Annotated in this window: 20 protein-coding genes; 12 read left to right on the top strand and 8 right to left on the bottom strand. The window is 50.2% G+C overall.

Annotated features, from left to right (window positions below; all coding sequences use genetic code 11):
* Positions 1-73: 73 nt before the first annotated feature.
* Positions 74-1,228 (bottom strand): App1 family protein phosphatidate phosphatase, encoded by a 1,155-nt coding sequence (locus tag JTN23_RS15565; protein ID WP_247235783.1) that lies wholly within the window; start codon positions 1,226-1,228, stop codon positions 74-76.
* 173 nt (positions 1,229-1,401) lie between these two features.
* Here JTN23_RS15565 and JTN23_RS15560 point away from each other — a divergent pair, with 173 nt between their 5' ends.
* Positions 1,402-2,067 (top strand): phosphatidylserine decarboxylase family protein, encoded by a 666-nt coding sequence (locus tag JTN23_RS15560; RefSeq protein WP_247235782.1) that lies wholly within the window; start codon positions 1,402-1,404, stop codon positions 2,065-2,067.
* A 102-nt stretch (positions 2,068-2,169) separates the two neighbouring features.
* Here the strand turns inward: JTN23_RS15560 and JTN23_RS15555 are convergent, their stop codons facing one another.
* The gene (locus JTN23_RS15555; RefSeq protein ID WP_247235781.1) at positions 2,170-2,790 is read right to left on the bottom strand and encodes a rhomboid family intramembrane serine protease; all 621 of its coding nucleotides are present in this window, start codon (positions 2,788-2,790) and stop codon (positions 2,170-2,172) included.
* Positions 2,791-2,909: 119 nt separating this feature from the next.
* Positions 2,910-3,884, bottom strand: coding sequence for a polyprenyl synthetase family protein (locus JTN23_RS15550; RefSeq protein WP_247235780.1), 975 nt, complete (start codon positions 3,882-3,884; stop codon positions 2,910-2,912).
* A 238-nt stretch (positions 3,885-4,122) separates the two neighbouring features.
* On the opposite strand from JTN23_RS15550, the gene JTN23_RS15545 reads away from it, so the two are divergent.
* Entirely contained in the window at positions 4,123-4,947 is an 825-nt protein-coding gene (locus JTN23_RS15545; protein ID WP_247235779.1) for an aminotransferase class IV, read from the top strand.
* A 540-nt stretch (positions 4,948-5,487) separates the two neighbouring features.
* Here JTN23_RS15545 and JTN23_RS15540 read toward each other — a convergent pair.
* Positions 5,488-6,471 (bottom strand): bifunctional heptose 7-phosphate kinase/heptose 1-phosphate adenyltransferase, encoded by a 984-nt coding sequence (locus JTN23_RS15540; protein WP_247235778.1) that lies wholly within the window; start codon positions 6,469-6,471, stop codon positions 5,488-5,490.
* A gap of 214 nt (positions 6,472-6,685) precedes the next feature.
* Between JTN23_RS15540 and fabG the strand changes: the two genes are divergently transcribed.
* The gene (fabG, locus tag JTN23_RS15535) at positions 6,686-7,423 is read left to right on the top strand and encodes a 3-oxoacyl-[acyl-carrier-protein] reductase (protein WP_247235777.1); all 738 of its coding nucleotides are present in this window, start codon (positions 6,686-6,688) and stop codon (positions 7,421-7,423) included.
* Between the two features lie 57 nt (positions 7,424-7,480).
* Here the strand turns inward: fabG and JTN23_RS15530 are convergent, their stop codons facing one another.
* Positions 7,481-8,101 (bottom strand): hypothetical protein, encoded by a 621-nt coding sequence (locus JTN23_RS15530; RefSeq protein WP_247235776.1) that lies wholly within the window; start codon positions 8,099-8,101, stop codon positions 7,481-7,483.
* Positions 8,102-8,390: 289 nt separating this feature from the next.
* A complete protein-coding gene (locus JTN23_RS15525) occupies positions 8,391-9,371 on the bottom strand; it encodes a hypothetical protein (RefSeq protein WP_247235775.1) in 981 nt (326 codons plus the stop codon).
* 146 nt (positions 9,372-9,517) lie between these two features.
* On the opposite strand from JTN23_RS15525, the gene JTN23_RS15520 reads away from it, so the two are divergent.
* The 3 genes from JTN23_RS15520 to JTN23_RS15510 all read left to right on the top strand — a co-directional run bounded on the left by JTN23_RS15520 (position 9,518) and on the right by JTN23_RS15510 (position 13,725).
* A complete protein-coding gene (locus tag JTN23_RS15520) occupies positions 9,518-11,281 on the top strand; it encodes a DUF4153 domain-containing protein (RefSeq protein ID WP_247235774.1) in 1,764 nt (587 codons plus the stop codon).
* 88 nt (positions 11,282-11,369) lie between these two features.
* Positions 11,370-12,365 carry a polysaccharide deacetylase family protein gene (locus JTN23_RS15515; protein WP_247235773.1) on the top strand — a complete coding sequence of 332 codons (996 nt, stop codon included), beginning with the start codon at positions 11,370-11,372 and terminating at the stop codon, positions 12,363-12,365.
* Between the two features lie 337 nt (positions 12,366-12,702).
* Complete coding sequence (locus JTN23_RS15510) at positions 12,703-13,725, top strand: hypothetical protein (protein WP_247235772.1); 1,023 nt, start codon at positions 12,703-12,705, stop codon at positions 13,723-13,725.
* Between the two features lie 227 nt (positions 13,726-13,952).
* Here the strand turns inward: JTN23_RS15510 and lpdA are convergent, their stop codons facing one another.
* Positions 13,953-15,350 carry a dihydrolipoyl dehydrogenase gene (gene lpdA, locus JTN23_RS15505; RefSeq protein ID WP_247235771.1) on the bottom strand — a complete coding sequence of 466 codons (1,398 nt, stop codon included), beginning with the start codon at positions 15,348-15,350 and terminating at the stop codon, positions 13,953-13,955.
* Positions 15,351-15,623: 273 nt separating this feature from the next.
* Between lpdA and prfB the strand changes: the two genes are divergently transcribed.
* From prfB to JTN23_RS15485, 5 genes are all read left to right on the top strand, one after another.
* A protein-coding gene (prfB, locus tag JTN23_RS15500; RefSeq protein WP_247235770.1) for a peptide chain release factor 2 occupies positions 15,624-16,698 on the top strand; the annotation gives its coding sequence in 2 pieces (ribosomal slippage) (positions 15,624-15,683 and positions 15,685-16,698; 1,074 coding nt in all).
* Positions 16,699-16,777: 79 nt separating this feature from the next.
* Complete coding sequence (locus JTN23_RS15495; protein WP_247235769.1) at positions 16,778-16,969, top strand: hypothetical protein; 192 nt, start codon at positions 16,778-16,780, stop codon at positions 16,967-16,969.
* Between the two features lie 64 nt (positions 16,970-17,033).
* Positions 17,034-17,225 (top strand): type II toxin-antitoxin system RelE family toxin, encoded by a 192-nt coding sequence (locus tag JTN23_RS26040; protein WP_409049454.1) that lies wholly within the window; start codon positions 17,034-17,036, stop codon positions 17,223-17,225.
* A gap of 5 nt (positions 17,226-17,230) precedes the next feature.
* Positions 17,231-18,028, top strand: a complete 798-nt coding sequence (locus JTN23_RS15490) for an alpha/beta fold hydrolase (RefSeq protein WP_247235768.1) — start codon at positions 17,231-17,233, stop codon at positions 18,026-18,028.
* A gap of 68 nt (positions 18,029-18,096) precedes the next feature.
* Positions 18,097-18,531 carry a DoxX family protein gene (locus tag JTN23_RS15485; RefSeq protein WP_247235767.1) on the top strand — a complete coding sequence of 145 codons (435 nt, stop codon included), beginning with the start codon at positions 18,097-18,099 and terminating at the stop codon, positions 18,529-18,531.
* A 47-nt stretch (positions 18,532-18,578) separates the two neighbouring features.
* On the opposite strand, the gene JTN23_RS15480 is transcribed toward JTN23_RS15485, so the two are convergent.
* Complete coding sequence (locus JTN23_RS15480) at positions 18,579-19,253, bottom strand: TVP38/TMEM64 family protein (RefSeq protein ID WP_247235766.1); 675 nt, start codon at positions 19,251-19,253, stop codon at positions 18,579-18,581.
* Between the two features lie 72 nt (positions 19,254-19,325).
* On the opposite strand from JTN23_RS15480, the gene JTN23_RS15475 reads away from it, so the two are divergent.
* Positions 19,326-20,558, top strand: a complete 1,233-nt coding sequence (locus tag JTN23_RS15475; protein ID WP_262918546.1) for a cystathionine gamma-synthase — start codon at positions 19,326-19,328, stop codon at positions 20,556-20,558.
* Positions 20,559-20,631 lie beyond the last annotated feature (73 nt).

Genomic DNA, 20,631 nt, shown 5'->3' with positions numbered 1-20,631 from the left:
GTACCTGTTCAAGGCTGGCGGGGCTTCTTTTTTAAACTATCATATAGTATAGTACAGGCTGCCTCATAGCTGGCTAGCTCTTCTCTCCCTTCGTGCTATCTTTCTCGCACTCCTGCTCTATATCAGCCAGCTGCTCTTCATTGATCCAGCCCTTTCCGGCCGCGTGTTTGGCGGCTTCCAGGGTATCCCTGGTAAGTACCATCTCTACGCCCTGCTCCTTTAGCTGCCGGGCTATCTGGTGCACCTCCGCGTCGCGCTTCTCATCGCTCACATCCCGGATGTATATTCCTATAATCCGCCCCGGGTACTCACCCACCATCTGCTGGTAGATTTCGGGGTCGTGCTGACCGCTGTCGCCAATGCAGATAAAGTGTAAATCCGGAAAGGTATCCAGTATATGCCTGATCTTTTTCTGCTTGTACTCCTGCTCACTCACCGCCAGATTGCCGTTGGTATAGTAGGTACCCCTGTCGCGGAGCAGCAGTGGCCCCTCCGGGATACCATGTACCTGAAAAAAATTAACCAGCAGGTCGAAGAGGTTCCACTCGCTCCCCGACACAAAGAAGAGTGGATTGTGCCCCTGGCTATCACTCCCCTTGCAGAGCGCCCGCATAAAACCCGCAATACCGGGAAAGGGGCTGCGCTGGGTAGCATCCTTGGTAAGTGTGAGTTTGAGCTGCCCCAGGAAGTGGGTAACGTTCGAGACCAAGACCGTATCATCTATGTCTGATATAATCCCAAACTCCACATCCTCCCCCGGTACCAATATGGTGCCCTCCGCTTCCAGCCTGTCCTGATCCGTTTTTTGCTCCAGCAGCTTTAACTGCACTTTATTCCCTACGGAGGCATAGTCAAATCCCTCCCCGGCTCTGAACTCCACCTCGAAGTACCCTTCTTCGTCCGTTACTACCTCAATATCCTGTCCGGCAAAGGACGCCCGTAGTCGTATACCAGGTATTTCGTCCGACTCGTACCGCTTGTAGGTATTCCGTATATGCACCCGCAGGCTATCACTGTCCTGATCGTTCTGAATCTTTTCGTCTTCCAGTACTCTTCCCCTAAGATATACGTAGTGCTCATTGCCAAAACCGTAGTAGGGCACGATCAGGATTGGCTCCAGCAGGTTGAATCTCTCCTTTACCTTCAGCTTCGCAGCAGATATAGTGTGCTCAGTCCGGGCCAGAACAGCCAGTAACTTATCTTTGATTATTCGGGTCGGGTCAGTCATGTGGTTAGTACCTAGTTAAGAGCATAAAAATTCCGGAAAGGCTTCCACCTCCCAAACCGTAGCTACTCTAGATTGTTATTAGGAAAAAGTTAGGAAGAGTATACAAACGCAGAGGATTTCGAAGATTTGCCCGATATTTGTACTTTTACCGCACTTGCACCAAACTATCAATTATGACTATTCATAAAGAAGGCTATACGATCATTGCCGGAACTGCCCTTTTGCTCCTGTTAGTTAACTGGGGTGTACGTGCCTTTACACCGGGTATGGACTGGCTGCACCTGCTGCTCGTGATCATGAGTATAGTCTTCCTCCTGCTGATCGTTCAGTTCTTCCGTCATCCTAAGCGGGTGGTTTCCAAAGACGAAAAACAGATTATCGCGCCTTGTGACGGTAAAGTGGTGGTGATCGAAGAAACGGTAGAAACCGAGTACTTCAACGGTCCCCGCCGTCAGATCAGTATCTTTATGTCGCCGCTGAACGTACACGTCAACTGGACGCCCGTTAGTGGTGTAGTACAGTACTTCAAGTACCACCCCGGCCTGTACCTGGTAGCCTGGCACCCCAAGTCCAGTACCGACAACGAGCGTACTACTATCGTGATTCGTACGGCCCAGGGTGTAGATGTTCTATTCCGCCAGATCGCCGGAGCGGTAGCCCGCCGTATCCGGTGGTACGTGCAGGAAGGCCAGCCGGTAGAGCAGGCTTCAGAAATGGGCTTTATCAAGTTCGGCTCGCGGGTTGATATATTTGTACCACTGGATGCCGACATTAAGGTGAAGTTGGGTGATAAAACCGTAGGTAGTGTAACGGTACTCGCCGAGCTGAAAGAGGAGTAACTACCTCCTGCTCCTGATCAGTATAAAAGAGATTCTTCATAAACCAAAAGAGCCATAAACAGAGGTGTTTATGGCTCTTTTAGTTGTGATGCTTAATTAGCCTTAGAATATCCGCCAGCTGGCAATCTGCTGGAAGAAGCCAGGTACCGCTTCCGGATAAACAACGGCCATGAACAGCATTCCGAAGATAGCCCCGTACATGTGAGCGTCGTGGTTGACGTACCCGCCGCCCCGGCGCGACTCAAAGAAAGAGTAGCCCAGGAACAGCAGCCCGAATATGAAGCCGGGCATACAGATAAAGAAGTACAGGCAGATCTGCAGCAGAGGGGCGTACAAGATAGCCGCGAAGAGTACCGCTGATACCCCTCCCGAAGCACCCAGCGAATTGTAGTTCGAATTGTTGCGGTGTTTCAGGAAGGTAGGTATATCCGAAACAATAATACCCACGATGTACAGGAACAGGTAGTAGGCCGCACCATTAGCGCCAAACAACATGCCAAAGAGCCTTTCGATCCCTTCCCCGATAAACCACAAGCTGAGCATGTTGAATAGCAGGTGCCCGTAGTCGGCATGGATAAAACCGGAAGTAATGAAGCGATAGTACTCGTGTCGCTTGGTCACTTTATACGGATTCAGCACCCACCGGTCCAGTAGTATCGGATTGTTCCAGGCGTAGATACTGATACCTACTGTGATGATGATGAGTATGAGTGTAATGGACATCTATTATTGAGTGAATGGGTGATTGAGCGAATGAGTGAATATACTGGTCAATTTTCAAATCGAGAATATCAAATGACTACCAGCTCACTCTACATTATTAATTCTACATTCTTCATTAGTTACTGCTCCCGCTCTACCAGCTGGTGAACAAAGCCCAGTAGGGGTGCCTTGCGGGCGGGATCGGCCGGTACGCGCTCGAGGCAGTCAAAACCACGGGAGAAGTACTCATTGATCTTCTGCTCTGTAAAGGTGCGTATGCCCAGTGAGTCGTAAATGGCCGTTACGGCTTTTACTTTCTCTTCCTTGTCAAACTCCTTTTCACCCAGCCAGCGATCCAGTTCGGCCCGGGTTTCACCCTCCGCGCGCTCCAGCGCTTCGATGAGTAGGAACGTCTTCTTGTTGGCTATGATATCTCCACCTACCTGCTTGCCAAACTTAGCCGGGTCGCCGTATACATCCAGCAGGTCATCTTTCAGCTGAAAGCCTACGCCCATACTTACGCCGGCTTCGTAGAGTAGCTGGGTGGCCTCTTCGTCGGCTCCGCCAATGATACCTCCCAGCTCCAGGGCAAAGCCCAGCAGTACCGAGGTTTTAAGGCGGATCATTTCCAGGTACTCCTGCTCCGACACATCCCAGCGGGTTTCAAAGTTGATATCCAGCTGCTGCCCTTCGCATACCTCAGCGGCGGTCTGGTTGAAGCGGGCCAGTACCTTCCGGATCCGGTCCACCTCTACATCGAGCAGCAGGTCATAGGCCCGCACCAGCATCACATCGCCCGACAGGATAGCGATGTTGGTATTCCACTTTTCGTGTACCGTAGGCTGTCCCCGACGCAGCGGAGCCTGATCCATGATATCGTCGTGCATGAGGGTGAAATTATGAAATACCTCCACCGCCTGGGCCGGCTTCAGGGCACGCTGCCAGTCGTCGGTGTACATGGCTGCCGACATGAGTGTCATCAGCGGACGCAAGCGCTTTCCGTTCAATGACATGATGTAGCGTATCGGTTCGTAAAGCTCAACAGGATGTTCGCCGTAGGTATTCTGTTCAATATCGGTTTGCAGTACTTGCAGCAGTTGTTCGGGTGTTGTCATTCTTACGTTAGTTCTGTTCTTTTCAACTACTGTAATTAACCAGAGTTTAGTCCGAACTAGATATTTTACTTTTTTGAGGTCTACAAAGTAGCTAATTCTCAACGAAAAACTCAAAAGATAGGCCGGTGTACTCTCCTATTCCCTACATTTACGGTCAGCATAGACATGTTACACGCACTCTAATCATCTAAAAGCGTAATCTCATTATAACTTCAGACCTATAGATCACACGTTTACTATGCCCTACCACTGTTACTTCAACGGTCAGATTTCCCCCATTGATACCCCTCTCCTAAAAACCAACGACCTGGGTCTGCTCCGTGGTTATGGTATGTTTGACTACTTCCGTACCTACAACGGCGTGCCCTTCCGCTGGGATGACTACTGGCAACGCTTTGAAAACTCAGCGCGTATGCTCAAGCTCACTCTCCCCGTGAGCAAAGAAGCGGCATCGGCTATCCTGACGGAACTGCACCAGCTATCGGGTGAGCGCGAGGTAGCTTTCCGCTTTGTACTCACTGGAGGGTACTCGCCTGATGGTGTACATGTGGTACAGCCCAACCTGCTGATCCGCACCGAGCCACTCCCGCAGGACAATCCCATGGCCCGGCAAAAAGGGATGAAGGTACTTCCCTATGAGTACGTACGTGACCTGCCCGAAATAAAGACGACTAACTACACCCATATGATCCTGATGGCGGATGAGATGAAACGCCAGCAGGCTTCAGACCTGCTGTTCCACTGTAAAGGTGAGGTAAGCGAACTAACCCGGAGCAATGTATTCATCTTTAAAGGCGACACCCTTATTACTCCCAACCGACACATACTACATGGTATTACGCGACGGGTAGTGATGGAGCTGGCAGCCGCGCATTTTAAGGTACAGGAACGTCAGGTTACCTACGAGGAGTTTATCTATGCTGACGAAGCCTTCACGACCAGTACTACCAAGTGGGTTATGCCCATTGTACGGGTAGGTGAGCACTCTATCGGCAACGGTACACCCGGTAAACGTACCCTGCTGTTACAGAACATGTTCCAGCAACTGGTAGGAGTTATGTAGTAAGAGAACAGCCACGACGATGAGTCAGAAAGTTGGAGAGTCATATCAGACTGGAAGCATCAACATAGCACAGAAGGCTCTAATATTCTTATGTATAATATTCTATTTATTCATACATCAGTATGATACAAAATGGAATCTTCCTATCCTGATTTGGTACTGGATAGGCTTATGGATGGGGCAAAGATCTGATCAGATTCTCTCAGGTTACATAATTCTGTGCTGGCTCTACCTGTGGATCTTACTTTTTAAAAATACCGTTTCAACTACCACAAATGTTATTATAGCATTTTTTAGTTTACATGCGCATGCTATACATATTGGCTTTAAACAGTTTCGGGTATATACAAACCATGTTGTCCATACTGAAAGATCACTAACTTTTATTTTACCATACCTTCTTTTCATCATTAGTACAGTACTGCTATTTCGTAGACTACGGAGTAATAAGTAGTACGTGCAACTACGAATAAAAAATAAGCGGTGTGCTTCTACAAGTAAGAAGCATACCGCTTATAGTATCTGGACCAGGGTACTTAGTTATAGGAGCTTCTCCTTCTGTGCCTCTTCGCGGAGGCGATCTTTATTGATAGGTACTACCCCTACCGACTCGCACACCAGGCCGCCACCCAGGTTGGAAATACCGGCTACGGCGCGCGAAGGGAGCCCCAGCGCTACGCAGCAGGCCGCAATACTGATCACGGTGTCACCCGCTCCGGATACATCGGCTATCTTACGAATGTGTGCAGGCAGATGGTGCACCTCTTCCTGGTAGTCGATAAATACGCCCCGTTCCGACAGCGTGATAAGGGCTCCCTGGGCATTAAGCGTTTGCTTGAGCTGCTGTACTACGTCTTGTAGCTCCCCATCCTTATCCACGTCGAAGTCTACTTTCAGGCCTTCGCGTAGCTCTTTGAGGTTGGGCTTAAAAAGAGTGGTATTATGGTACGAAAGGAAGTTGCGCTTCTTGGGATCTACTACGGTAGGTACTCCGTGCTCGTTGGCAAAGCTGGTAATATCGGCGATGGCCTCAGCGCTGAGTACCCCTTTGTCATAATCTTCAAAGATGATAACCTGACACGTTGGTATCAGCTCCTTTACCTTGTTGACCAGGCGCTGGCGCTCCTCGTCGCTGATGTACTTGTCGGTTTCGGTATCGATACGTACTACCTGTTGCGAGCCGGCTATAATCCGCTCCTTGATGGTAGTGATCCGGCTCTCGCTGCGGATGAGGCCTTCGCAGTTGAGCCCCAGATCCGTAAGCTTCGCACACAGGGTATCACCCGCCGCGTCCACTCCCACTACCGAACATATAATGGCTTCGGCACCTAATGCCTGTACATTGAGGAGTACATTACCGGCTCCGCCCAGGCGGTACTCGCGCTTGCTTACATTTACTACCGGTACGGGAGCTTCGGGCGATATACGCTCTACTTTTCCCCATACGTAGGAGTCGAGCATGACATCTCCTACCACTAATACACGCAACGAATTAAATGCTTCAAAAACCTGATCTATGTTCATCGATGATCGTTTGTCTGTCTTCTGTTATTGAGGATGTCTAGTACATATACCATTTGCCAGCGCAAATGTCTAAAAATTTATGAAAATGCCTCACGTACATCCCCTCTCCCGGAGCCTCCTCCAACTTTTAGAAAACATTTTCTCCAAAAGATGCTATTATTAGCTTCCGTAGCAGGATAATCTAGAATTCTATATAAACCTTAACCCCTCACCCATGGGACGCTTAGAGAACAAAGTTGCTATTATTACCGGCGGTGCCCGCGGCATCGGCAAAGCCACGGCTCAGCTATTTGCACAGGAAGGAGCCACCGTCATCATCTGGGATATGCTGGAGAGTGGAGAGCAGACCGCCCACGAGCTACGCCAGCAAGGCTACAAGGCTGAGTTCGGGCAAGTAAGTGTAACCGATGCGCCCGCGCTGGAAGTCGCCGCCCGGGCGGTACAGGATGCGTATGGCCGTATAGATATATTGATCAACAATGCCGGCATTACCCGTGACCGCTCCCTGCTCAAGATGTCTCACACCGAGTGGGAGCAGGTCGTTGATGTCAATCTCAATGGAGTGTTCTACTGTACCAAAGCCGTAGTACCTTATATGGTAGAGAAGCAGTACGGGCGCATCATCTGTACCTCATCGGTGGTAGGTATTACGGGTAATTTTGGCCAGACCAACTACTCCGCCACGAAGGCGGCGATCATCGGTATGGTCAAAACCTGGGCGCGGGAGTTGGGTAAGTACAACATTACCGCCAACGCCGTAGCTCCCGGCTTTATCCGAACCGAAATGACGGATCAGATCCCGGAGGAAGTACTCAAACAAACCGTAGCCACTGTACCTGCCAAACGCATGGGATCTCCTGAGGATATTGCCCACGCGTACCTGTACCTGGCCAGTGACGAAGCCTTCTACGTCAATGGCCACACACTTAGTGTAAACGGCGGGGTAGCCTAGAGCAGCAAATCCCCGTGCTGTGGGCACGGGGATTTGCTAATAGTCGTTAAGGCTGGCTTAGCGGGCGATGGTCACCTCTTCGGTAAATACTTTGCCGTTGATATTGATCAGTACATCGTATACACCTTCGGGCAGCTGGCTCAGGTCGTAGCGGCGGTTGAGGATATTCTCATTCACCTTCGTTTCTTCTGTGTATACCACTTTCTGCTCGTCATTAAGCATCTGCAGCGATACGGCAGGATTACCGACGAGTAGGGCGTATACATTCAGCTTGTTGTCGGCCAGGCGTACAGTAGGACGCTGAATCTCCTGAACCTCCTGCTGACGGATGGTAGCCACTCCCCCATTGATCTCTACGGGTACTGTGTAGCTGTAGCTGCTATTGAACACCCGGATGAAGTAATTGCCGTCGGTGAGCTTACTCAGGTTGTAAGACTGAGCAAAGGAAAAATTTCTTCTGATTTTTCTGGAATGAAGCGTACTCTTGTTCGCATCCAGCAGCTCCACCAGTACGGCCTCGGCCGAGGCCGACTCAGAGGCTACGAGTATTTTGTTTTCTTTCAGGGAGACTACCCGTACCTGTACATTGCTGCCGGGGTTGGTAGTACTTGCGAAGGCTGTAGAGCTGATGCCTGCTACCAGAGCAAACATGATGGAAAAGATGGTAGTATTTTTCATAGCTGCTTATTGTTGAGTTTGATGCTGCAAAAGTGCTACGAATCACCTTTCATTTCCAAACCCAAAAATAAGCTTCCAAACAAAATATAATTTTACATATACTACTCACCACAAGCCAATACAAGAATATTTTGCAATAGATTATGATTTACAACAAAATATTATTTTACCTATTTGTATAAATTATTTTATACAATGAACCATAAAGTCTGCTAACGGGAAAGCCATTCAAGACGATTAAGTTCTTTGATTTATCCAACTAAAAAAAGCAGCACCCAGAGCTATGTCACTACCAGTTGATACCGCTGTCGCCCAGGCCAAGGCGCTTGGTGAACTTGGAGGAGATACCCGACCGGCTGGTGATGTACCGTACGCTGGCCCCAATATAGGGAGCAGGTGCGGGTGAATACGCGGTAAGATTCTCCCGGGCGCTATTGAAGGTACGCAACTGACGGAAGCCCGTCATTCCCGCCTCGACGGACACATTCAGTATGGTGAACAGGTGCGCGTTGGCCGCTACACCCAGCTTGAGGTGCTGGTAGTTCTGACGGCGAAGCATTTTTTCTTCAGGAGTTTGTATCTGAAATCCGCCGCTGTATCCATTGACTCCGGCGATGAAGTCTACATTGGCCCACTTATTGATCTTGTAGTTGACATCAGCCATAAAAGGTAGAAGGGCTGTAGCCCGCCACTGTGGTCCAAAGCGTTTGTTCACACCTACCACCGGCACTACCCGTAGCTTCTGGCTATACACCAGCATGGATCCGTAGAGGATTTGTGACTGCAGGCCGAAGATGTGCATACGCGCGGCCCCTCCCCACAGGTAAGGACTAGGTGTAAAGAAGGTCTCGTTGGTTTCGGTGATTCCTAACCCTGCCCCGTATACCCACAGCCTGTCCTTTATGCTGGCCTGCAAGCGAATGACGCCCAGCGAACCGGTCTTGTAGCCATTGGTGGGTGTTTTGACGCCGTCAAAAGTAGGCTGCAACTGTGAGAACTGCGCAATGGCTACCGTATGTACCGCCCGCAGGTCAAATTTCTTGCGGAGGCTGAAACCCGCCTGTACCTCACTCTGTAAAGGTACCATCCCGAAGAAGCTGGTACGGGTCAATCCGAAGTCCGTACTGGTAGGTACGTTGGCCGGAGCAAAGTACTCAGCCCGTAGGGTGACATTGGGATAAAACAGGCGGCTGAGGCTTAGCTGTTGTGCGGAAGCAGCCGAATAATACAAAGACAATGCAAGAACCAGAACCAGTTGGTGAAGCTTCATAAGTAGGTACTTTACGAGTAGTGCTGTACGCAATAACGCCGGAATCAATACGGTATTGCCTGACCCGAATCAGAGTTTAGTTGTCAACTATATGTTGGTTTGAATAGATTGATTTTCTACCTTTTGGCCAAACATACCATTAAAACATGATAAAACTGCCCTCTGTTCAGAATCTGACGGGAGCTATTCAGCGAGTTGTACAGCGACTACCGTGGGTCGTACTGGTAGCAGCAGCCAAAGCTATACTACTCATCATCCTCATCGAAACGCCCCGCACCGACGAGGCTACCCATAATCTTCTGGTTCGGCTGATCTTTCTGCTATTTCTGGCCCTGCCCCTCCTGCTTACCGTAAGGCTGGTCGGTGAGCGAAGGCACTGGAGCCATACCGTACAGCTGGGGGCCGTAGCGGGCATAGTAGCATTGCTCATCGGGTACTTCTTTACTATCAACGAAACTCCCATTCAGCGCGACTACTACCGATTCGGGCTATTTATGGCCGCGGCTCACCTGCTCGTATCGTTTGCGCCCTTTATAGGCTACCGCGAGCAGCAGGGCTTCTGGGAGTATAACAAAACGCTGTTCCTGCAGATACTCTCCGCTACTCTGTACGCGGGTACCCTGTACATAGGACTCATCATTGCCATCGAGACCGTCCATTTCCTGTTTGATGTGGATTATCCGTTCCGTATCGAGGCCGACCTGTTCGTACTTATATTCAGCTTTGTCCACACCATCCTGTTCCTGAGCGGCCTGCCGGAGCGGCTGGATACACTGGAAGAAAACCTTGAATACCCCAAAGGACTCAAGCTGTTTACGCAGTACGTACTCCTGCCCCTCGAGGTAGTGTACCTCATTATCCTGTACGTGTACTCTGCCAAGATACTTGCTCAGTGGCAACTGCCCGAAGGGGGTGTAGCCTATCTGGTGGTGGCTTTTTCGGTAGCGGGTATCCTTGCGCTGCTCCTGCTGTATCCCCTACGCGACTCCGCCGAAGAGCGCTGGATACAGCTTTTTACGAGACGCTTTCACCTGGCCCTGCTGCCCCTGATCGTACTGCTTTTCATAGGCATATTCCGCCGGATCAGAGACTACGGCATTACCGAAAACCGGTACCTGGTAGGTATACTGGCGGTATGGCTTCTGGGCATCACAATCTACTTCCTGTTCAGCAAGCGCGACGACATCCGCCTGATTCCCCTGACACTCTGCCTCATCAGTCTACTGATAGCGGTAGGGCCGTGGAGCATATTCGGGGTGTCGCGCCAGAGCCAGGCCAACCGCTTCCGGGATATCCTGGCCCAGTACCAGCTCCTGAACGGCCAGCAGCAGGTGGAGGGGAAGGCCGCAGTGCCCCCCTCAGACTACGACCATCTGCTGTCGATAGTCAGGTACTTCCGGGACCGGGGCGAGATTCAAACGCTGCAACCCTTCTTTGCTCAGCTCCCCACCCGCAACAACCAAACTACGGTTGCCAATGCCATTGAACTACGCCTTCGGAATAGCCTTACGGCCAAAGCTGTACCGGGCGAAGGCAGCAGAACACTCAACTTCTCCTCCCGCTCAGCGCTCAACGATGTATACGCACTGGACATCAAAGGCTTTGAGCAACTGTGGATGTTTCAGGTGTACGGTGAGCAACGGATCGAGCAGGGCGGCTGGATGGTTCAACCGGTTCAGAATGGTCGTACGCTGAATATTTACCAGGGTAGTACCCGCATTACATCCTGGGACATTGCCACCCGCCTGGCCGAGCTGGAGCAGGAGTACGGTACCTCTTCGCACGAGGTGGATCCGGCGCGGCTCCGGTTCGACTTTCAGAATCAGACTCACTCGCTACGGCTGGTACTCAGGTCAGCTTCGCGCAATGGCAACAACTATTCGTACGAAGGAATCTTGCTGTGGAGGTAGTCCGAATGCCGGAATGTGGAGTACTAACGAGGTAGTAACTTTAGTAAGGAAACGGCTTTCCTATATCCAAACCTTATATCTGTTGTTCATGAAATATAGATTACTGATTATTCTCCTGATCCTGGCCACTACCACCTTTGCCCAGTATTCTGAAACTACGACCTACGCCGAAAGGCTGGGCTACCCTAAAGGCAAGAAGGTAATTATCATGCACGTGGACGACGTGGGGATGTCCTACGAGTCCAACCAGGGTACCATTAAAGCACTTACCGAAGGAGTGGCTACCTCCTTCAGCATTATGATGCCCTGCTCGTGGGTACCCGGCTTTGTTCACTACATGAAGCAGCACCCCGGGCTGGACGCTGGCCTGCACCTGACGCTCACCTCCGAGTGGAAAGACTACCGCTGGGGACCACTGGCTGGTAAGCCTACTGTAAAGAGCCTGGTAGACGCTGAAGGTGCCCTGTGGCCCAGCGTGAGCGACGTAGTCAAAAATGGCTCGCCGGATGATGTGGAGCGGGAGATCCACGCTCAGATTGACCGTGCCCGCTCCATGGGCTTTGAGCCTACGCACCTGGACTCACACATGGGTACTCTCTTTGCTACACCCGCTTTTATCGAACGCTATGTGAAAGTAGGGATGCAGGAGAAGATCCCGGTGATGTTCCCGGGCGGCCACAATACCGCCATTCAGGTTGACGAACGGATGTCCCCTGATATGCTGGCGATGACACGTCAGATCGGAGGTCAGCTCTGGAGCGCAGGCCTACCCGTACTGGACGACCTGCACAACAGCAGCTACGGCTGGAAAGGCAACAGTAGCATGTCCAAGAAAGAACTGCAGCGCTACAAGACCGAGAAGTACATCGACGGGCTGAAAAACCTGAAGCCCGGCCTCACGATGGTGATTATGCACTGTACCGATCCGTCGGAGATATTCCCCCGCATCTCCGACTCCGGTATTACACGCGAAGGCGACCTGCTGGCTATGATTGATCCCGAGCTACGCAAGTACATCGAGAAGGAAGGCATTATCCTGACTACCTGGCGCGAAGCCATGCAGCACCGCCAGCAGGTGAAGTAGGTAAGTATATCCACATAGAGCCTGTGCAGTGACTTCATAACCCACTGCACAGGCTCTGTTGTTTTTAGGCCTTTATAGGTCAGATGTATCGTATCAAAGGCTCCACTCTTACCATTAAATAAATTTACAGACAAAAAAATTGCCTCCTCTTCGAAGTCGTCCAAACAGCTAATATCTTTGTGTAGGTATAACAGTATCAGCCAATTAATTAGTAAATCTCTTTTTAATAAAAACTATTATTGAGAGATTATTCAGCACCCTCCTACTTAAAAGAATGAAAAGAGTATTTATTTATTCCTGCGTTTTTGCAGTCTATTTCCTATTTATTGAGATTGTATTGCGCTTATTTTATTTTGGGTTTAACGAAGGATTCTTCAATCCTCACAAGTCCCTGCTCACTAAACATTATCCCGAACTGATTCCAATTATTGATCAGGAAGTACAAAAAGAGGATAAGGCTAAGAAAATTCTGATCCTGGGTGGTTCGGTTGTGAGTACGAACTGGTCACATTTAGAAACCAGATTAGAAAAACTGCTCCAGCCTCATTACCCTGATAAAGCAGCCATTCGCGTTTACAATGCAGCTGCTCCCGCTAATACTTCGCTGGACAACCTCATTAAATACAAGTTGTTAGCCGACTATGACTTTGACTTAGTAATCTACTACGAAGCTATTAATGAGAACCGGTTCAACAACGTACCTGCCAAGTTTTTCAGGGAGGACTACAGTCATGTAGAATGGTATAGGAACATCTATATGATTCTGCAGCATCCCGAGCTAGACTATACAGTCGTACCCTATACATTCCATTTTATTTACAGGAAGCTCAATGACCTTTTTACAAAGTCGGCTAGTCTTGATATGAATGGCGTGCCCCAGAACGACATTGTGTATGGAAGCGAAATCAAAACATCTTCACCCTATCGGAAGAATATTCAGGAGCTGATCAACTTGGCTAATTCCAGAAACCAGCAACTACTGCTAATGTCTTATGCTCCTTTTTTTCCGGAGGGCGTACAGCTCACGGGAAGTAAAACGGATGAGAAGTACTTTGGAGGCTGTAAGTTTCGCTCGAATATATTGATCTGGGGAGATGTCACGAATGTGAAAAAGGGAATAGCTGCTCACAATAAGGAGCTCAGAGAGCTGGCTGCTTTGAACAAAGTGAATTTTCTGGATATGGACCAGGCCATGGTTCGGCGCAAAGAGTACTACTGTGACATATGCCACCTAAGCGAGGAGGATGGCGTACAGTACTTCGCCACTATCATCAAGGATCATATATTGAAGAAGCAATTACTTTGGCGAGATCATCAGAAGTACGCTATTGTCTACGCGGAAGCAACTCATAGGCAGTAAAGTCACATAAGCCTATCGGTAATCAAAATCTATATAATAAACTACTAACACTATAAGCTAAAACTGCATCTCACGAGCAATGGCATCAGGCTACCCAAATAAGAAGTGGAGATATGGGCGCCAATGAAAAAGGATAATAAAAAAGTAAAAACCTCCGGGGGCAGCCCCCGGAGGTTTTTTATTACAAAGTTAAAAGCTAATACCTAACCGCTAATAGCTACTAACTATTACAGATCAATGGCTTCGCCGTAGGCTGCTTCGGTAGCACCTTTCACCGCTTCCGACATGGTTGGGTGCGGGTGGATCGAGCGAAGGATCTCGTGTGACGTAGTTTCGAGCTTACGAGCCGCTACTACCTCAGCGATCATTTCGGTTACGTTAGCACCGATCATGTGAGCACCTAACCACTCGCCGTACTTGGCATCGAAAATCACTTTTACAAAACCTTCGCGTACACCACCGGCGGTAGCTTTACCCGACGCGGTGAATGGGAATTTACCTACTTTGATATCGTAGCCGGCTTCGCGGGCTTTCTTTTCAGTCAGACCTACCGAGGCGATTTCAGGCTGGCAATAGGTACAACCAGGAATGTTACCGTAGTCGATAGCTTCTGTCTTGTGACCGGCGATCTTCTCGGCACAAACGATACCCTCAGCCGTAGCTACGTGAGCCAGTGCAGGACCAGGCGTACAGTCACCAATGGCGTAGAAGCCGGGAACGTTGGTCTCATACCACTCATTCACCGTAATCTTGCCTTTGTCGGTTTTGATACCTACTTCTTCCAGACCAATGTTCTCGAGGTTAGCGATTACACCGGCGGCCGACAGTACTACATCTACTTCGAAAGTCTTCTCTCCGTCCGGAGTCTTCACCGACACTTTACAGCCTTTGCCGCTGGTGTCTACTTTCTCAACCGAAGAGTTCGTGTAGATCTCGATACCATTCTTCTTGTATTGCTTAGCCAGTTCTTTGGATACGTCCTCGTCTTCTACGGGTACTACGTTCGGCATAAACTCTACGATAGTTACCTTGGTACCCATGCTCGCGTACACGTAAGCAAACTCTACTCCGATTGCACCCGATCCGATTACCAGCATCGACTCAGGCTTATTCTCCAGGCTCATCGCCTTGCGGTATTCAATTACCTTCTGGCCATCGATCTTGATATTAGGCAGCTCACGCGCACGGGCTCCTGTAGCGATGATCACCCCCTTACTGGCTGTATAATCTGTTTTTTTGCCATCCTTGTCGGTTACCTCTACGGTCTTGTTGGCTTTCACCTTACCGGCACCCATGATGACGTCAATCTTGTTTTTCTTCATCAGGAATGATACTCCTTTGCTCATTCCATCGGCAACGCCACGGCTCCGCTTAATTACTCCGGTGAAGTCAGCTGAGTAATCGCCTACATTGATACCGTAGTCTTTGGCGTGCTTGATGTATTCAAATACCTGCGCACTTTTGAGCAGGGCTTTTGTAGGAATGCAACCCCAGTTGAGACAGATTCCACCTAAACTTTCTTTTTCTACGATCGCTACTTTCAATCCCAGCTGGGATGCACGGATAGCAGCCGGATAACCTCCGGGGCCGCTTCCGATGACGATCACATCATATGTTTGAGCCATTTCCTATTGATTTTTGGTAAAAATGGTTTTACTGAAAAACGCTACAAAGTTAAGACGATTTGCGGGAATGCCTACACCGACACCGGATGGTATTTGCCCGAACCCAAGGTCCCTGTCGAATTGTTATTATCTTTGCTGCCCCTGGTACCTATGTAGGGGTAAAGCCCTGACGGTCATAAATCATCGGGCGGCAACGATTGTTGGAGGAGTACTTCTAATGGATCCGGCAACCGTAGTAGGTAATAAGTATTTTAAAAATTAACTCTTTTCAATATGACACTTGAACAGTTGAAAGACTTGAAGGCCAGAGTAGAGGCCTTGGGGAGGTATCTTTGACTACGCTAATCGTAAGCAACAACTAGACGACCTCGAACAACAAACCGCCCAGCCGGAGTTCTGGGGTGACTCCGAACGCGCTGAGCGTACCATGAAAGAAATACGTGGCCTGAAGTTCTGGACGCAGGGCTACGAAGAGCTGTCGCGCCTGCGCGACGACCTGGATACCATCTGGGAGTTTTACGAAGCCGACGAAGCCACCGAAGAGGAGGTAGACGAAGAAGGCCGTAAACTCGCCGCCAAGCTGGACGAAATAGAGTTCCGGAAAATGATGGGTGAAGAAGGTGACGAACTACCCGCCGTGATCGAGATCAACGCCGGAGCCGGAGGTACCGAGTCGCAGGACTGGGCCTCGATGCTGATGCGGATGTACATCATGTGGGCCGAGAAGAACGGCTACAAAGTACGTGAAGTAGATATACAGGACGGTGACGTAGCGGGAGTAAAATCCGTAACGCTCGAAATCGACGGCGACTACGCCTACGGAAACCTCAAGTCCGAAAACGGAGTACACCGTCTGGTGCGCATCTCGCCCTTTGATTCCAACGCCCGCCGGCATACGTCCTTTACGTCGGTGTACGTGTACCCGCTGGCCAACGATGATATTGAGATTGAAGTAAACCCGGCTGATATTACCTGGGATACCTACCGCTCGGGTGGTGCCGGTGGACAGAACGTAAACAAGGTGGAAACGGCCGTGCGTCTGCACCACAAACCTTCGGGCATAATCATTGCCTGTCAGCAGGAGCGCTCGCAGCTCATGAACAAGGAGGTAGCCATCCGCCTGCTCAAGTCACGTCTGTACCAAATCGAGCTGGAAAAGCGTAATGCCGCACGCGCCGAGGTGGAAGCCTCCAAGCGTAAGATCGAGTGGGGATCGCAAATCCGCAGCTACGTACTCGACGACCGCCGTGTCAAGGACCACCGGACAAACTACCAGACTTCTAATACCGATGCGGTACTGAACGGTGAAATCAATGACTTCATCAAGGCGTATCTAATGGAGTCATAAAATAGAATACCTCCGGAAACAGTTATATTTCCGGAGGTATTTTTATAAATTGCTCTTATAACTACTATGTGCATTAGCCATGACAGGAATACGCTATATAACCGACGAAAAAGGGAATAAGACAGATATCGTTATTAATCTTGAAGAGCATCAGGAGCTAGTAGAAGATATTCTGGACGCCCTACTAATAGAATACCGTAAGAGCGAAGATTCGGTTTCACTGGAAGATTTTGTTACTGAATTAAAGAACGAAGGGAAGCTGGATGTCTGAGCAGTATTTAGTCAGAATAGCCTCCTCAGCGCAAAAGGAAATTAAATAACTACCTCCCAAAGAAATTGCCCGTATAATTCCTGCTATTCAAAAGCTTGCCGAGGAGCCTCGTCCATCAGGTTGTAAAAAGTTAGTGGGAAGTAAAAATTACTATAGAATACGCATCGGTGAATACCGCATACTTTATATAGTTGAAGATACCATACGGATTGTAGAAGTTTCGGGCGTCCGTCATCGCCGTGAAGCTTACGATTGATCTCTATGCCGCTCCACTACCACCGCCTGGGTCACGGCCCGCACGTACTACTTGCTTTTCATGGCATTGGTCAGGAAGGAGCCAGTTGCTACCAACCCCTTGCCGACGCCCTTGGCGACTACTACACCATCTACGCATTTGATCTTTTCTTCCACGGGCAGAGCAGGGATCTTTTATTACCTGACACCATTTCCGAAGACAAACCTATCACCAAAGCAGCCTGGAAACAGATCATCCAGGACTTTTTATCTTCCCATAGCATCGACAGGTTTGATGTAGCGGGGTTCAGCATGGGCGGCCGCTTTGCGCTGGCTACGCTTGAGGCTTTTCCCGAGCGTATTGATAAGGCTTTTTTGATGGCTCCCGACGGTGTCTCTGAGCACCCCCTATACGGATTGGCTACTCGCCTGGCTCCTGCCCGGAGGCTCTTTCACTGGGTACTTGATCATCATGAAACCCTTATACATGCGGCCCGGCTCCTGGAAAAGACCCGCCTGATCAGCGGAAGCCTCGTACGCTTCGTCCAGCACATGCTGGCTACTCCCGAAAGGCGACATACTGTGTACCATTCCTGGGTGGCGTTCCGGCAGCTACGCTTTGACATTCCTGCTCTCTATAACACTCTTCAAAAGCATGGCGTACTGGTATACCTCTTCATGGGGCGCCACGACCAGATGCTTCGCCCGGCTCAGGTCGCGCCTCTATCCCGCCTCCTTCCTCCTGACCAGTACCATATCCTCAACTGCGGACACACCCGATTAGTAGCCCATGCAACCCCTTATATCTCCACTTTATTAAAATAAGTTACTTATTACTTGACTTTATGCAAGTAAAGAGGTAACTTTCTCATCGTCATAAACTTATATACGCTATGAATGTAGTTCATCGTATTGAGCGCTGGGGTGAAACGCATCATCCGGCGTGGCTTGACATCGTTCGTATTGCCCTTGGAGTACTGCTTTTCGTAAAAGGAATCAGCTTCATCAGCGATACTACCCGTTTGGCCCAATTAGTTAACGGCTTGAACTTCGACCTGTGGTCTGTAATGGCGGTACACTACGTGGCCTTTGCCCATATCTTCGGCGGCTTCCTGATTGCCCTGGGCAGCATGACCCGTCTGGCCTGTATTCTACAGATACCGATCTTATTTTTTGCTGTATTTTTCGTAAACCTACGTATGGGATTCTCGTACCTCAACTCCGAGCTCTGGCTCTCTGTTATCACGCTCCTTCTAGTGATTGTCTTCACCGTTGCAGGATCCGGTAAATTTTCAATGGATGAATGGATGAGAACGCACGACCATTGAAATAGCTCACTGAGGACGATGATCATGAGAGGCCCGAATCGGGCCTCTCATTTTTTTGGCTTAAAAAACCAGCCTATCCCTACCGTCGAGATCAGCAAGAGCGCCAGCAGGAGCACCTGAGTAGCCAGACCCTCATTGGGATGTTCGAGCAAGTACCGGATTTCTTTGGCCTTAGTACCGGCCCATACAGTTAGTATAGTACGGGGTACCATTCCCAGCGCCCCTCCCAGCAGCATGCGCCTCAGGCTGGCTCCCGCCAGGGCAAACAACAGGTTGGTAACGGCAAAAGGAAGTACCGGTGAAAGTTTGGTAAAGAATATCAGCTTCAGCTGATTCTCCCGAAAGCGAGTCAGGATAGTTTTAGCACTGGGAAAAGCCTGTTCCAGATACAGTAGCATCTCATTCGCCTTCAGGTAACGGGCCAGGAAGTACACCATAGCAATCGCTACTATATTCATGGCAAACAGCAGGGGGAGCGAGATCCACCCCAGTATGTACCCATATACCAGCGCCAGGAAGCCCGGCGGTACCAGAGCCAGTGCCGACGCTACGGCCAGCGCCCCCGTCAGCCCTACCCACTGCATCAGGGTCCAGCCGGTAATACTACTCTCGTGGGTAATAGCCCAGCCCGTAAACAAGGAGCTGGTCACCAGTGGCATCACCGTCAGAAGCGTACTGAGCAGAAGCGGGAGCGGGTACTTGCGTAGAAAAGAATTAGCCAAGCAATAAGTATTTGTTTAGGAGCAAAGGAAAGCAGATTCAGCCATAAGTAAAACCAGGGACTCACAAAGCCGCTGATCCGGATCTTTTATTCCAACAATCCACCGAACGCGTCTGTTTTAAACACACAGCTCTTTTCCAGTACTTATACAAACGATACTACATACATGCGATTCGGAACCAAAGCCATACACGCGGGCGTAGAGCCTGATCCTACCACCGGCGCTATCATGACGCCCATCTACCAAACCTCTACCTACGTGCAGGAAAGCCCCGGCAAGCACAAAGGCTACGAATACTCCCGTACCCACAACCCTACGCGTACGGCCCTGCAGAAAGCCCTGGCTGCCCTTGAAAACGGTCAGCATGGCCTCTGCTACGCCTCCGGACTGGCCGCCACGGACGCCATACTGAAGCTGTTCCGTCCCGGCGATGAAATCATAAGTACCAATGACCTGTATGGCGGTACCTACCGGATCATGAAGCGGATATTCGAGCCACTGGGCCAGGTGTTCAGCTTTGTGGATATGAGCGATATCTCCAACGTGGAGCAGGCCATTACGGATAAGACCAAGATGATCTGGGTCGAAACGCCTACCAATCCGCTGCTCCGGATTATAGATGTAGCCGCCGTGGCAAAGCTGGCCCGCGATCGGGGTATTATGTGCGTTGTGGATAATACTTTTGCGTCGCCCTACCTGCAGAACCCGCTGGACCTGGGCGCTGACATCGTGATGCACTCCGTGACCAAGTACCTGGGCGGACACTCAGATACAGTAATGGGTGCCCTGGTATTGAACGACACGGAGCTGGCCCAGCAACTGGCCTTCATCCAGAACGCCAGCGGAGCCGTACCCGGCCCACAGGATTGTTTTCTGGTACTACGCGGCCTCAAGACCCTGCATATCCGTATGCAGCGCCACTGCGAAAACGCCGGACGCATAGCCCAGTGGCTGCAGGAGCACCCCAAGGTAGGTAAGGTATACTACCCCGGCCTGCCCGACCACCCCGGCCACGAGTTGGCCGCCCGGCAGATGCGCGGCTTTGGCGGCATGGTATCTTTTGAGCTGAAAGGTGATGTATACGAGGAGGCCGTCAAGGTGATGGAAAGCCTGGAGGTGTTCTCTCTGGGAGAGTCGCTGGGCGGTGTAGAGTCGCTGTGTACCCACCCGGCCAGCATGACCCACGCCAGTATACCGGCAGTAGAACGCCTGAAAGGTGGACTCAAAGATACCCTGATCCGGCTCAGCGTAGGTATAGAAGATGTGGAAGACCTGATCGGAGATCTGGAAAAAGCAATCGGTTGACGATTGCCGCCCCGAAAGCTTGGCGAAGCGTAGCAAAACCCGTAAATTTGGGGTAATCAAACACTACAATCCG

The sequence above is a fragment of the Telluribacter roseus genome (assembly GCF_017355915.2).
GTDB lineage: Bacteria > Bacteroidota > Bacteroidia > Cytophagales > Spirosomataceae > Telluribacter.
Note: the sequence above shows the minus strand (reverse complement) of the source record. Positions and strands in the feature narration are given on the sequence as shown.

Excerpts from the sequence above, each read along its gene's own strand:
- JTN23_RS15520 (WP_247235774.1), top strand. The coding sequence starts at position 9,518 with ATGATAAAACTGCCCTCTGTTCAGAATCTGACGGGAGCTATTCAGCGA.
- JTN23_RS15540 (WP_247235778.1), bottom strand. The coding sequence starts at position 6,471 with ATGAACATAGATCAGGTTTTTGAAGCATTTAATTCGTTGCGTGTATTA.
- JTN23_RS15560 (WP_247235782.1), top strand. The coding sequence starts at position 1,402 with ATGACTATTCATAAAGAAGGCTATACGATCATTGCCGGAACTGCCCTT.
- JTN23_RS15530 (WP_247235776.1), bottom strand. The coding sequence starts at position 8,101 with ATGAAAAATACTACCATCTTTTCCATCATGTTTGCTCTGGTAGCAGGC.
- JTN23_RS15545 (WP_247235779.1), top strand. The coding sequence starts at position 4,123 with ATGCCCTACCACTGTTACTTCAACGGTCAGATTTCCCCCATTGATACC.
- JTN23_RS15495 (WP_247235769.1), top strand. The coding sequence starts at position 16,778 with ATGACAGGAATACGCTATATAACCGACGAAAAAGGGAATAAGACAGAT.
- JTN23_RS15515 (WP_247235773.1), top strand. The coding sequence starts at position 11,370 with ATGAAATATAGATTACTGATTATTCTCCTGATCCTGGCCACTACCACC.
- JTN23_RS15550 (WP_247235780.1), bottom strand. The coding sequence starts at position 3,884 with ATGACAACACCCGAACAACTGCTGCAAGTACTGCAAACCGATATTGAA.
- JTN23_RS15490 (WP_247235768.1), top strand. The coding sequence starts at position 17,231 with ATGCCGCTCCACTACCACCGCCTGGGTCACGGCCCGCACGTACTACTT.
- lpdA (WP_247235771.1), bottom strand. The coding sequence starts at position 15,350 with ATGGCTCAAACATATGATGTGATCGTCATCGGAAGCGGCCCCGGAGGT.
- JTN23_RS15555 (WP_247235781.1), bottom strand. The coding sequence starts at position 2,790 with ATGTCCATTACACTCATACTCATCATCATCACAGTAGGTATCAGTATC.
- JTN23_RS15565 (WP_247235783.1), bottom strand. The coding sequence starts at position 1,228 with ATGACTGACCCGACCCGAATAATCAAAGATAAGTTACTGGCTGTTCTG.
- fabG (WP_247235777.1), top strand. The coding sequence starts at position 6,686 with ATGGGACGCTTAGAGAACAAAGTTGCTATTATTACCGGCGGTGCCCGC.
- JTN23_RS15485 (WP_247235767.1), top strand. The coding sequence starts at position 18,097 with ATGAATGTAGTTCATCGTATTGAGCGCTGGGGTGAAACGCATCATCCG.
- JTN23_RS15525 (WP_247235775.1), bottom strand. The coding sequence starts at position 9,371 with ATGAAGCTTCACCAACTGGTTCTGGTTCTTGCATTGTCTTTGTATTAT.